The sequence below is a fragment of the Flavobacterium sp. 316 genome (genome assembly GCF_000967805.1).
Classification (GTDB): domain Bacteria; phylum Bacteroidota; class Bacteroidia; order Flavobacteriales; family Flavobacteriaceae; genus Flavobacterium; species Flavobacterium sediminilitoris.
Genome location: NZ_JYGZ01000006.1, coordinates 250,831 through 264,174, shown reverse-complemented (window position 1 = coordinate 264,174; position 13,344 = coordinate 250,831). Strand labels below are relative to the sequence as shown.

The following is a 13,344-nucleotide window of genomic DNA, read 5'->3' as shown; positions in this document are numbered from 1 at the left end:
ATGGAAAAGCATAGCTATAATGTAAATTTAAAATGGAATTCAGATAGAAAAGGAACTTTATCATCAAACGAATTACCAACTATAATAGAAGTCGCAACTCCACCAGAATTTGACAAAGGAATTCCAAATATTTGGTCACCAGAGCATTTATACACAGCGTCCATTTTAAGTTGTTTTATGACTACTTTTTTGGCTATTGCCGAATTTTCAAAATTTGACTTTATAGATTTTGAATGTAGTTCAGACGGAATTTTAGAGAAAGTAGAAGGCAAATATTTAATGACACAAGTTATTATTAAGCCAGTACTTACAATTAGCGATCCAAACGATACTGAAAAAGCAGAACGCATATTGCAAAAATCTGAAAAAGCTTGTTTGATTTCAAACTCTATTAAAACAGAAGTTTTAGTACATCCTACCTTTAAATTTGAATAGAAATCTAGAAAATAATATAAGTTATTCTCTTTTGCGCAGTAAGTATGATAATTATCATTCTTTACTCCAATGATTTTTACAACTTTCGTAGCTTCAAAATTGAACAATTATATGAAAATACAAAACAATCATACTTTCCATATTCCAGTAATGGGCTTGGCGTATACAATAGACAGTCCAATTAGAATTGCACATTTCGGTATCTCTTCTGTTGTCTCTATAACTGACGATGATTTAATAGAAAAAATGCGTGCCTTTTATAGCAAAAAATTCAGCCTTCCTTATCAAGAAATTACGCAAAAATTTCATGATTATCGTGCTGAAAGAATTACCCATTATCTAAATTTAATGGATACTATTGTAAATGATAAATTTGAAAAATTTAAAACCGAATTAACAGAAAGTAAATCAGCTTTAGAAAACTACATTGCTTTGCTTCCTAATAAATCAGACGTAAAAAAAACGTTGCAAAAATTTATAGATGAAGGTATCTGTTTTAAAGATGCCTTAAGGAAGTTTTTAGAAAAAAATAGTTCATTAGGTGAAATAGATGTCAATATCATGACAAAAGTTGATAAAGACAATTATGAAGGAAAAGAAAAATTACCAACAGAATTTAATGATGCACATGCTGCTCTACGTGGTTTTGCTAACAGTAATTTAAGATCTTCAGTTGTACTTTCAGCTGGAATGAATCCTAGATTATATAGTTATTTTGAAAATTTCCCAGATTTCTTTCCAAATAAAAATGCATTTCTTAAGAAAAAAATAATTTTAAAAGTAAGTGATTATCGTTCGGCTTTAATCCAAGGTAGTTTTTTAGCTAAAAAAGGACTTTGGGTTTCTGAATATCGAATTGAATCTGGTTTAAATTGTGGCGGACATGCATTTGCTACGGATGGCTTATTATTAGGACCAATTTTAGAAGAGTTTAAAACAAAAAAAAACGAATTAATTAATGCTACTCACGATTTATTTGTAAAAGCATTAGAAATAAAACAAATGCCAATTCCAAAAGAACCTTTGCCTTTAAAAATTACTGCTCAAGGTGGAGTTGGAACGGCTGAAGAACACGAGTTTTTATTAGAAAATTACAATTTAGAATCGGTGGGTTGGGGTTCTCCTTTTCTTTTAGTTCCAGAAGCTACTTCAGTAGATACAGAAACTCGAAAATTGTTAGCAAATGCAAAAGAAGATGATTTTTATTTGAGTAATATTTCTCCGCTTGGTGTTCCATTTAATTCTATTAAAGGCGTTTCTAATGATTTTTGGAAAGAAAAAAGAATTAGCGATAATAAAGCAGGAAGCTCTTGTCCGAAGAAGTTCTTAGCCCTAAACAAACAATATGATGACGTTGGACTTTGTACTGCTTCCAAAAAATACCAAGACATTAAGTTAAAAGAACTAGAAGAAAACAAAAAGAAATTATCATTGAATGAGTTTATAAATCAAAAATCGTTGATTACCGATAAAGCCTGTCTTTGTGTTGGCTTAGCCAATGCTTCCTATTTGGAAAATGGTATGGATATAAAAGGGCAACAACAAGGAGTAGTTATCTGTCCAGGACCAAATTTGGCCTATTTTAACAAAGAAGTTTCACTAAAAGAGATGGTGCAACATATTTACGGTAACGCGAATATAATGCTTCAATCAGATAGACCTAATTTGTTCATCAAAGAATTAAAAATGTATGTAGATTATTTGAGAAATGAAGTTAATACTTTAACTAATGATGTAACAGCAAGTCAAATAAAGAAATGGAATTTATACAGAAATAACATTAATCAAGGTATAGAATATTATCAAAATTTATTCAAAAACACTTCTTTTTTGAAAAATAATCAAGACACAATTAATCAGCAGTTAAATCTTTATAAAACAGAAATTAACTCAATATCTTATTAATATGAGCAACTGGCATAAATCCACACAAAACGATAGATTAGAACGTATTACTAAAGCTTTAAATGAAAATATTAACTTTTCAAAAGATGTCTCCTTAGGTTACCCAGCTTCAAAATTAGATGGAAAAGTATTTTATGATGATGCTTCTTTTTTAAAAGACGCTCCCGTTTTAATGACCTATGTAGCGAATCCAAACAATATTGGCTGTCATACTATCGGTATTTCCGAAAAAGCTTTTAAAGGAACACAAGAAATTGAACGAGAAGTTCTCGAAATTCTTGCAGTTGATATTTTTAATGCCACAACTGATGATTATGATGGTTATATTGCAACTGGTGGAACAGAAGCAAATATCGAAGCTTTATGGATTTATAGAAATTATTTCATGAATACCTATCAAGCAAAATTATCAGAAATCAGTATTTTAGCTTCAGAGGACACTCATTATTCAATTGCAAAAGGTGCTAACTTGCTAATGATTGACTGGTTAAGAGTTGAAGTTAACTTTGAGGATAGAACTATTGATGAAATTAAATTAGAGACACTATTACAAGAAGCGATTTCAAAAGGTAAAAAATATTTTATAATAGTCGCAAACATGGGTACAACCATGTTTGGTTCAGTAGACAATCCCGATATATATACCAATCTCTTAGCAAAATACAACCAACTTTTCAAACTTCATATTGATGCTGCTTATGGTGGTTTTGTATATCCATTTTTGACTCCTAAAAATCATTTAGATTTTACTAATCAACATGTTTCCTCGATAACCATTGATGCACATAAAATGCTTCAAGCTCCTTATGGAACAGGAATATTTATATGTAGAAAAAATTTGATTGAAAATGTGTTAACCAAAGAAGCGGCATACGTTGAAGGCATGGATTTAACATTAAGTGGTAGCCGTTCTGGAGCAAACGCTGTTGCTGTTTGGATGATTTTAAAAACCTATGGTAAAAATGGTTGGTTTGAAAAAGTAAAGATTCTGGAATTGAGAACCGATTGGCTGTGCAAGCAACTAGACCATTTGAACATAACCTATTTTAGAGAACCTTTTATGAATATTGTTACTATAAAATCTGAATTTATTTCAACAGATATAGCATCTAAATTTGGTTTGGTTCCCGAATCGCATAATAACGATAACAAATGGTATAAAATTGTGTTAATGGAACATGTAGAGGTTGATAGTTTAAATGAATTTATATCAAGCTTAGGAACTATTTAAACAAGTTTTATTTTAATATTTAAAAGTAAAAAACTCTTTTTTTAAAATAATATAAATCAGCATTTTATGAAAAAAAATAAAATATCCTAATGCCTGATAAATGTCATCAAATAGCATAATTCTTAGCTTTAATTTTGTCTTAGGAATTAAAATAATAAATAATCACATATGAAAACAAGTTATATAAAAAAGGTTTCATTATCTATATTTGTCTTAATGGGTGTAACATCATTTGCGCAAGAAATTGATGTAAATTTACAAATGAGACCACGTTACGAATATAGAAATGGTTTTAAAGGGTTAATGCTAGATAATGAATTACCAACTTCATTTATTTCGCAAAGAACTCGATTAAATTTTAATTTTAAACAAGAAAAAATATCTGCAAAACTTACATTACAAAACGTTAGAACTTGGGGAGATGTTAAAACAACGGCAACTAATGACAAAAATGGTGTAATGCTATTTGAAGCTTGGGGACAATATAGCTTCAATGATTCTTGGAATGCTCGTTTAGGTAGACAAGTTATATCCTACGATAATCAAAGAATTTTCGGAGAAATTGATTGGATCCAACAAGGACAAAGTCATGATGCGCTAGTTGTGTCTTATAAAAAAGATAAAAATCAATTAGACTTAGGAGCTGCTTTAAATGCCGATACAGAAGGTTTATATCGTGATTTATATGTTACTAATTATAAAAATATGCAATATGCTTGGTACCATACAAATTTTAATGAATTGCAAATGAGTTTGTTAGCATTAAATACTGGGTTTCAATATGAAGAGCCTATCACTACCGATTTGAAAGTAGATTATATGCAAACTTTTGGAACATTTTTAAAATACAAAAAAAATAAATTAGATGCCGATTTAGGTATTTATGCACAAACAGGTAAAAGCAGATTAGCTACAAATAATACTTCTGTAAGTGCTTATAATATTGGGTTAAATGTAAATTATGCCTTCACAGAAAAGGTAAAAGCAGGTCTTGGTTACGAATTATTATCGGGTAAAGATCAAACGGATACTGATGATAAAATTAAATCATTCAATCCTATTTTTGGAACAAACCACGCTTTCAATGGTTTAATGGATTACTTCTATGTTGGAAATCATAAAAATACGGTTGGTTTACAAGATTTTTTCTTAAAATTTAATTATGTTTCAGATAAATGGAAATTTAGTGTAACACCTCATATGTTTATGACCGCAGCAGATGTAATTGATCCATCCTATATTACAAGAACAATGGATAGTTATTTAGGGACAGAGATTGATTTAGTTGCTTCTTATGAATTACATAAAAATATCGGAATTTCAGCAGGATACTCACAAATGTTTGGTTCAGAAACTTTAGAAGTTTTAAAAGCTGGAAATAAAGGATTAGATAATAATTGGGTTTTTGTTATGATTAATATCAATCCAAGAATATTTAATTCTTCAAAATAGTTAATTGGTTGTTAGAGATAAAAGACTATGTCATTCATAAGGCATAGTCTTTTTTCGATTTATAACTTTTTCAATTTTGTCCTCATTTTATCTTAAATTTGAAATTCAAAACCACCATTATGATTTCTGTACATCAAGCTAGAACAATATTAAATAATGCTATTCCTAATTCTAAAGAAGTTGAACTTCCTTTGCTAAAAGCCTTAAATTATTATTTAGCAAATGATGTGTATTCTTCCATAAATATGCCACCATTTAGACAATCTGCGATGGATGGATATGCTTTAAATTTATGCGATTCTCTATCGTATCGTTTAATAGGAGAAATTAAAGCTGGAGATGCACATAAAATGGTTTTAAAACCAGGTGAAGCTATTAAAATATTTACTGGTGCTGCAGTTCCAGATTCTGCAAATGCAGTTATTCAGATTGAAAAAACTACTTGTACAAAGGAAACAGTTCTTTTAAACGAACGTGTTGCTTTACATACTAATATTCGACCTATTGGTGAACAGATTAAAGAAAATGAAATAGCGCTTACAAAAGGTACAATTTTAAATGCAGCAGCAATTGGTTTTTTAGCTGGATTAGGAATTACAACAGTTACCGTATTTAAAAAACCAAGTATTGGAATTCTAGTAACAGGAAATGAATTAATTAAACCAGGAAATGTGTTAGAACACGGTAAAGTTTTTGAGAGTAATTCAATAATGTTACAAGCTGCTTTATTGAATGCTAATTTTGATGAAATTAACACTTACGAAGTAAATGATGATTTCTCAAATACAAAAAATAGTATTGAAAAAGCACTTAATGAAAATGATATAGTATTAATTTCTGGTGGAATTTCTGTTGGTGATTATGATTTTGTTAAAAGCGCTTTGGAAGAGTTAAAGGTGGAAACATTATTTTATAAAGTTAATCAAAAGCCAGGAAAACCTTTATTAGCAGGTAGAATAGAGAATAAGTTGATTTTTGCTTTACCAGGAAATCCGGCTGCAAGTTTAACTTGTTATTATATATATGTAGAACCTATTTTACACAGTATTACAGGAAAGACAAATCCTAAAAACAATCTTGTTCAAAAAGAATTGACGCATAATTTAGCAGTAAATAATACGCGAAGTCAATTTTTAAAAGCTATTTTTTCAGATAATGATGTCTCAGTATTATCGCACCAGCAATCCTCTATGTTAAATACTTTTGCGCTTTCAAATTGTCTAATTCATCTTCCAGAAGGAAATTACGAATTAGAAAAAGGTTCAAAAGTTGATATTTATCATATTTTATGATGTTCTCATTTCGTTATCTTTGTAAAAGTATAACGAAAGAAGTTTATTTTGCGAATCAAGAGTAAAATTTGGATAGAATCTAATAACGGAATTCTTTTAAGTGAAGGTCGCGTGCAATTACTTAAAATGATTGATGAAACAGGTTCTCTTAATAAAGCGTCTAAGACTTTAAAAATTTCGTACCAAAAAGCTTGGCGTTTAATTGATGAAGTAAGTAAAACCACAAAGAAACCTATTATTGAAACCAAGATCGGTGGAGTAAAAGGAGGTGGAACTTCATTAACACCTTATGGAAAATCTTTAATTATTATTTTCGAAACGATAAATAAAGATTGCTGGCAGTTTCTAGATGAACAATTAAAAAAACATTCTTTATGTTAGTAACCGAAATTTTAAATGCACCATCATTATTAATACTATTGCCAATAGTTGCCTTTTTATATGCAAGTGTTGGACACGGTGGAGCAAGTGGTTATTTAGCTTTAATGAGTTTGTTTGCTTTGCCAATATCATTCATGAAACCAACAGCTTTAATTTTGAATATTTTAGTTTCAGGAATTTCATTTTACTTCTATTACAGAGAGAAAAATTTTAAATGGAACTTATTCTATCCGTTTGCTATTACATCTATACCATTCTCTTTTTTAGGTGGATTTTTAACTGTTGATTCTAAAATTTACAAAATCATATTAGGAACTTTATTGCTATTTGCTGTTTTTCGATTATTAGGTTTCCTCGGAAAAGAAAAAGCTGATTTGAAAGAAATAAACATAAAATACGCATTATTAATTGGAGCAATAATAGGATTTTTATCTGGCTTAATTGGTATTGGTGGTGGAATTGTCTTAAGTCCTGTACTACTATTATTGGGTTGGGCAAACATGAAACAAACTGCTGCAGTTTCTGCATTATTCATATTTGTAAATTCAATTTCAGGAATCTTTGGGTTTCTATCAAAAGGAGGCGAAATACCAAGTTCATCAACTCTATTAATTGGAATTGTTTTCATCGGTGGATTATTGGGAGCATATTACGGAAGTAAAAAATTCAACAATATTGTATTGCGAAATGTCTTGGCTTTCGTTTTAGGAATAGCAATTATTAAACTCTACACTATTTAATGGCGACTATATCAGCATACATAATAGCAGGTGGAAAAAGTTCTAGAATGGGTTCTGATAAAGGTATGCTACTTTTAAACGAAACTGTATTTATTGCACATATTGTAAAAGCATTACAAGAAGCCACTATTCAAAATATAACGATTGTTTCAACCAATTCAGATTATGATTTTTTAAACTGTAATCGAATCGAAGATATTTATCCTGATAAAGGACCAGTTGGTGGAATCTTTACAGCTTTATCGCATTCACAAACAGAACAAAATATAATTTTGAGTGTTGATGTTCCATTAATTTCAGCAGAAATTATTACTTGGCTGATTAATAATATAGATAACGAAAAACTAATTACACAAGTAAAAATCGCAGATAAAACAAGTCCGCTAATTGCGGTTTATAATCGAAAAGCAGTAACTGTTTTTGAAGAACATTTAAAAAGTGAGCAATTAAGATTACGAATGGTTGTTGAAGCAATTCCACATAAAACAATTGAAGTTCCTGATAAGTGGTGTGCTTTATTACAAAATATAAATACCAAAGAGGACTATCAAAATTTAATAAAATGACGATAACACTAAAATATTTTGGCTTAATAGCTGATATCACAAACACAAACGAAGAGTTGTATAGTCTTGAAAAATCAGATTTTACAACAAACGATTTGATAAAAGAATTAAATAAAAGATATATAGGTTTACAGAATATTTCTTTTGCTATTGCGGTGAATAAATCAATTACAACAACAGCAATTAATTTAAACAATAACGACATAATAGCATTATTACCTCCTTTTGCAGGTGGTTAAAAAACAATGATGGAACATTCAAAACGATATACACGACAAATGGCTCTTCCAGAAATAGGAAGTCTAGGTCAGCAAAAATTACTAAACGCAAAAGTGTTGGTCATTGGTGCTGGTGGTTTAGGTTGTCCTGTTTTACAAATGTTGGCAGCTTCTGGAGTTGGAACACTTGGAATTGTGGATGGTGATGTTGTGGATGAAACGAATTTACACCGTCAATTGCTTTATACAACTAATGATTGTGGGAAAAATAAAGTGGATGTAGCAGCTAATGCAATTCAAAAAATAAATTCAGATGTAAAAGTAAATGTTTATCCAGAATTTATTTCCGAAAGTAATATTGCAATTATTTCAAAAGATTATGAAATATTGGTAGATTGTACCGATACTATTGCAACGCGATATCTTATTAACGATATAGGCATTCATTTGGGTAAGCCAATGATTTATGCTTCTATACATAAATTTGAAGGACAAATAAGTGTTTTTAATTACCAAAGTGGACCAAGTTATCGATGTTTGTTTCCTGAGAAAAACACTCAAGAAGTTCCAAATTGTGTAACTACAGGTGTTTTAGGTGTTTTACCTAATACTTTAGGAATGCTTCAAGCAACGGAAATATTGAAAATTATCTTAGGAATTGGAAAAGTTCTTTCAGGAAAACTACTTATTTATAACGCTTTGAATCTTTCTTTTAACGAATTAGAATTTAGTAGAAATGAAGAACAAATTCGTATTGGAACTAAAAAAGGTATCGAATTAGAAAGTTCAAAAAAGCAGAATCATGAAATTGGTAAAGAGGCTTTTTTAGATCTTTGTTCGAATGAAAACTATACGATTATCGATTTACGTGAAGCACATGAAACACCAAAATTAAAGAATGAAAGCGTCATCAATATTTCATTTTTTGAAATAGAAAAACATATTAATAAATTTAATAAAGATCAACCTATTGTTCTTTTTTGCCAGAGTGGAATTCGCAGTAAAAAAGCGTTAGACTTATTTTTAGAAAACGGATTTATAAATATAGCACATTTACAAAAAGGCATTCAAAACATACAATTAGAAGTTATTTAAACAAAGAAAAATGGAAACATCAAAACCTAAAAAAAAATCATTTGTTCAAGGACCAATTTCAGCAGAATTTATTGGTAACTCAATTGCTAAGCACCAAACTAAAACTTCTATTGGAGCACATAATATTTTTTTAGGTCAAGTTCGTGCTGATGAAATAGATGGAAAAACAGTTGTAGCAATTGATTATTCAGCTTATGAAGAAATGGCAGAGCAAAATTTTTATGAAATTCGTGAAGCTGCTTTTGAAAAGTACGATCTAACATGTTTACATATTTACCATAGTTTAGGTCTCGTAAAAGCTGGTGAAATTTGCCTGTTTGTATTTGTTTCGGCTCCAAGAAGAAAAGTAGTATATGAAGCATTGAACTATTTGGTAGAAGAAATTAAAGAGAAAGTAGCCATTTTTGGTAAAGAAATATTGGAAGACGAAACCTATACTTGGAAAAAAAATAACTAATCATGGTCGATATTACGCATAAAATAATCACGCAAAGAACTGCAACGGCTCAAGCAATTGTGAAAGTTGGAAGTGCAGCAACTATAGAAGCAATCAAAAATAAAACCGTTCCAAAAGGAGATGTTTTAGAAGTGGCAAGAACTGCTGGCTTATTTGCGGTGAAAAATACTTCAAACGCTATTCCAGATTGTCATCCATTACCTATTGAATACACAGCAATTGCTTATGATATTCAAGAAATGGAAATTCATATTGAAATTACAGTTAAAACGATTTATAAAACAGGAGTTGAAGTAGAAGCCATGCATGGAGCAAGTATTGTTGCTTTAACAATGTACGACATGCTGAAACCTATCGATAAAAATGTAGAAATTTCAACGGTTAAATTACTGCATAAAAAAGGTGGAAAATCTGACTTTAATGATGCTAAAAGTTTAAACTTAGATGTAGCTGTAATTGTCTGTTCCGATAGTGTTTCTAATGGGAGAAAAGAAGACAAAGCAGGGAAAGTAATCACTTCTAAATTGAATACATTGGGTTTAAAAGTTTCAAATTATAGTATCATTCCTGATGAAATTACAGATATTCAAAAAACAGTAAACACATTAAAAGACGGTAAAACGGATTTAGTTATTTTGACTGGAGGAACTGGTTTATCGAACAGAGATGTAACTCCTGAAGCACTAATTCCATTATTAGACAGAAGAATTCCTGGTATTGAAGAAGCAATTCGTTCGTATGGACAAGAAAGAACACCTTATGCAATGTTATCTCGAAGTGTGGTTGGATTCATTGGAACTACTTTAGTAATTGCTTTACCAGGCTCTACAAATGGAGCAAGCGAATCGATTGACGCTATTTTCCCATCTGTATTGCATTTATTCAAAATAATTAATGGTTTTAACCACGGAAAATAATATGTTGAAATTACCTTGATTGCATATCATAAAAAATAATTAATATAAGCGATTCCATGTGACCATTAAAAAAAAACATACATGAAAATAGAAGATTTACAAGGTCGAGTGCATGATTATTTGCGAATTTCAATTACTGAAAATTGTAACCTTCGTTGTACTTATTGTATGCCTGCTGAAGGAATAAACTTAACTCCAAAAGCACATATAATGACGGCTGATGAAATTGAAACTATTGCCACAACATTTGTGTCACTTGGTGTAAAAAAAATTCGTTTAACTGGAGGAGAACCATTAGTTAGAAAAGATGCTCGAGATATTATTGAACGTCTTGGAAAATTAAATATTGATTTAAATATTACTACTAACGGACTTTTAGTTCATGAATATATAGATACGTTTAAAGAAGCAGGAATTACATCTTTAAACATAAGTTTAGATACTTTACAAAAAGAAAAATACAAACAAATTACCAGACGCGATCATTTTGAGGTACTTTGGAAAAATATCAAATTGCTTTTAGAAAATAATTTCATAGTAAAACTAAATGTTGTTTTAATAAAAGGTTTTAATGATTGTGAAATTATTGACTTTATAAACCTTACCAAAGTCTTAAATATCCAAATTCGTTTTATAGAATTTATGCCTTTTAACGGAAACCAATGGGACAAATCGAAATTGGTAACTTATGCAGAAATTTTAGAAAAAGTAGATAATCATTTTGAAGAGAAAACTATTCTCCGAATAAATGATAAAATAAATGACACAGCTCGAAATCATAAAATAGAGTCCTTTAAAGGAAGTTTTTCCGTAATTAGCTCTGTTTCTAATCCGTTTTGTAGCACTTGTAATAGAATTCGCTTAACTGCGGATGGAAAATTAAAAAACTGTTTGTTTTCCAATACTGAAAATTCTCTTTTAGATGCTTTACGAAATGGAGAAAGCATACTTCCTATTATAGAAGAAAATATTAAATCTAAATTTCCAGTAAGAGGTGGAATGGAAAATGATACTGAATTTCAGAACCCGAAGCTTTTTTCTAAAAACAGAAGCATGATAAAAATAGGAGGTTAAGAAAAAATTAACATTTACTGATAATTGTCATAAAATTTACAGCTCTAGAGTACTAATTTTACACAAAGTTAATTATTTAAGGGTAATGGTATGAGTAATTTATCACAATCACACAAGATATTATTTATAAACACTCTCGCGTTTACAATGTGTTTTGCTTGTTGGACACTAAACGGTGTTTTAGTAACCTATTTAATAGACAAAGGAATTTTCAATTGGACTGTTATTGAAGCAGGTTGGTTAATGGGAATTCCTATTTTATCTGGAGCTTTAACAAGATTACCAATAGGTATTTTAACTGATAAATATGGTGGTAAAAAAGTATTTACATGGTTGTTGTTTTTATGTGCCATTCCTTTATTTTTAATTCCATTTGCAGATTCATTTTGGGGATTTGCCATTTTAAGTTTACTGTTTGGAGTTGTTGGAGCTAGTTTTGCTGTTGGAATTGGATATACTTCTATTTGGTACCCAAAAGAATGGCAAGGAAGAGCTTTAGGTATTTTTGGAATGGGAAATGCAGGTGCAGCATTAACTACTTTTTTAGCTCCTTCTTTATTAAATTATTTTTCAGAAAGTGACCCAGAAAATGGTTGGAAACTTTTACCAATTACTTACGGTATTGTACTTGTAGTTATAGGTTTCTTATTTGTTTTCTTGACAAAAGAAAAAATTGTTCAAGGAGAAACAAAAAATATCAAAACCCTTTTACAGCCTCTAAAATCGATGAGAGTTTGGAGATTTGGAATGTACTACTTCCTCGTTTTTGGATGTTTTGTAGCTTACTCGCAATGGTTATTACCAAACTTCATGAACGTTTACCATACTACTTTAGTTATGGGAGGCGTATTTGCAACCTTATTCAGTTTACCATCGGGTATTATTAGAGCATTTGGAGGCTATTTATCAGATAAGTTTGGGGCAAGAAAAGTAATGTATTGGGTTTTAGGAACTTCAATGGTTATCAGCTTCCTATTAATGTTTCCTAAAATGGAAGTTTTTACTGCTGGTCCTGGAGTTTTAGCAGGAAATAATGGTATTGTTACCAATGTTTCTTCAGAGAAATTAATGGTTAATGATAAAGAATATGTTATTACTCCAAAAACAGAAAAACAAATAACAAATAAACCAATTTTTCCTGTAAAATCATCTTGGCAAGAAGTAATTGTTGCAGAAAACCAAACAGTTAAAAAGAAAGAATTATTAGCAAAAGGTGTTACTCATATTCAATTTGAAGCAAACATGTGGGTGTATTTAGTTTTAGTTGTCCTTATTGGTGTATGTTGGGGAATTGGTAAAGCTGCTGTTTACAAACATATTCCTGAATATTTTCCAAATGAAATTGGTGTTGTTGGAGGAATGGTTGGACTTATAGGTGGACTTGGTGGATTTTTCGGACCAATTGTTTTTGGTTACTTGTTAACTTCCACAGGATTCTGGACAAGTTCTTGGTTCTTCATTTTTGCAGTATCAACAATCTGTTTAATATGGATGCATAAAACCATTATTAAAGCAATTCGTAAAAACAACCCTGAATTTACAACGCAAATCGAACAAAAATAATAGTACAATTAATGCTAC

The 13,344-nt window shown here is 30.1% G+C and carries 14 protein-coding genes; all 14 read left to right on the top strand.

Annotation, left to right across the window (positions count from 1 at the left end):
• The 14 genes from SY27_RS14650 (at position 1) to SY27_RS14585 (ending at position 13,326) form a co-directional block, all read left to right on the top strand.
• Positions 1-435 carry an OsmC family protein gene (locus tag SY27_RS14650; protein WP_045971630.1) on the top strand — a complete coding sequence of 145 codons (435 nt, stop codon included), beginning with the start codon at positions 1-3 and terminating at the stop codon, positions 433-435.
• A 111-nt stretch (positions 436-546) separates the two neighbouring features.
• On the top strand, positions 547-2,340 hold the full coding sequence (locus SY27_RS14645; protein WP_045971861.1) for a hypothetical protein: 1,794 nt from the start codon (positions 547-549) through the stop codon (positions 2,338-2,340).
• Position 2,341: 1 nt separating this feature from the next.
• Entirely contained in the window at positions 2,342-3,571 is a 1,230-nt protein-coding gene (locus SY27_RS14640) for a pyridoxal-dependent decarboxylase (RefSeq protein ID WP_045971629.1), read from the top strand.
• Positions 3,572-3,739: 168 nt separating this feature from the next.
• Entirely contained in the window at positions 3,740-5,023 is a 1,284-nt protein-coding gene (locus SY27_RS14635) for an alginate export family protein (RefSeq protein ID WP_235270991.1), read from the top strand.
• Between the two features lie 119 nt (positions 5,024-5,142).
• On the top strand, positions 5,143-6,315 hold the full coding sequence (gene glp, locus SY27_RS14630; protein ID WP_045971628.1) for a gephyrin-like molybdotransferase Glp: 1,173 nt from the start codon (positions 5,143-5,145) through the stop codon (positions 6,313-6,315).
• 48 nt (positions 6,316-6,363) lie between these two features.
• Entirely contained in the window at positions 6,364-6,696 is a 333-nt protein-coding gene (locus SY27_RS14625) for a winged helix-turn-helix domain-containing protein (RefSeq protein ID WP_235270990.1), read from the top strand.
• Complete coding sequence (locus SY27_RS14620) at positions 6,690-7,436, top strand: sulfite exporter TauE/SafE family protein (protein WP_045971626.1); 747 nt, start codon at positions 6,690-6,692, stop codon at positions 7,434-7,436. The genes SY27_RS14625 and SY27_RS14620 overlap by 7 nt, the downstream gene beginning before the upstream one ends.
• Positions 7,436-8,002, top strand: a complete 567-nt coding sequence (locus SY27_RS14615) for a molybdenum cofactor guanylyltransferase (protein ID WP_045971625.1) — start codon at positions 7,436-7,438, stop codon at positions 8,000-8,002. The genes SY27_RS14620 and SY27_RS14615 overlap by 1 nt, the downstream gene beginning before the upstream one ends.
• Positions 7,999-8,241, top strand: coding sequence for a MoaD/ThiS family protein (locus SY27_RS14610; RefSeq protein ID WP_045971624.1), 243 nt, complete (start codon positions 7,999-8,001; stop codon positions 8,239-8,241). Before SY27_RS14615 ends, SY27_RS14610 begins: the two co-directional genes overlap by 4 nt.
• 6 nt (positions 8,242-8,247) lie before the next feature.
• The gene (locus tag SY27_RS14605) at positions 8,248-9,315 is read left to right on the top strand and encodes a HesA/MoeB/ThiF family protein (RefSeq protein WP_082084371.1); all 1,068 of its coding nucleotides are present in this window, start codon (positions 8,248-8,250) and stop codon (positions 9,313-9,315) included.
• Positions 9,316-9,325: 10 nt separating this feature from the next.
• On the top strand, positions 9,326-9,772 hold the full coding sequence (locus SY27_RS14600) for a molybdenum cofactor biosynthesis protein MoaE (protein ID WP_045971621.1): 447 nt from the start codon (positions 9,326-9,328) through the stop codon (positions 9,770-9,772).
• A gap of 2 nt (positions 9,773-9,774) precedes the next feature.
• Positions 9,775-10,689: a bifunctional molybdenum cofactor biosynthesis protein MoaC/MoaB gene (moaCB, locus tag SY27_RS14595; protein WP_045971619.1), complete on the top strand. Its 915-nt coding sequence runs from the start codon at positions 9,775-9,777 to the stop codon at positions 10,687-10,689.
• A gap of 81 nt (positions 10,690-10,770) precedes the next feature.
• Positions 10,771-11,763, top strand: a complete 993-nt coding sequence (gene moaA, locus SY27_RS14590) for a GTP 3',8-cyclase MoaA (protein ID WP_045971618.1) — start codon at positions 10,771-10,773, stop codon at positions 11,761-11,763.
• Between the two features lie 90 nt (positions 11,764-11,853).
• The gene (locus tag SY27_RS14585; RefSeq protein ID WP_045971616.1) at positions 11,854-13,326 is read left to right on the top strand and encodes a nitrate/nitrite transporter; all 1,473 of its coding nucleotides are present in this window, start codon (positions 11,854-11,856) and stop codon (positions 13,324-13,326) included.
• The last annotated feature ends 18 nt before the right edge of the window (positions 13,327-13,344 follow it).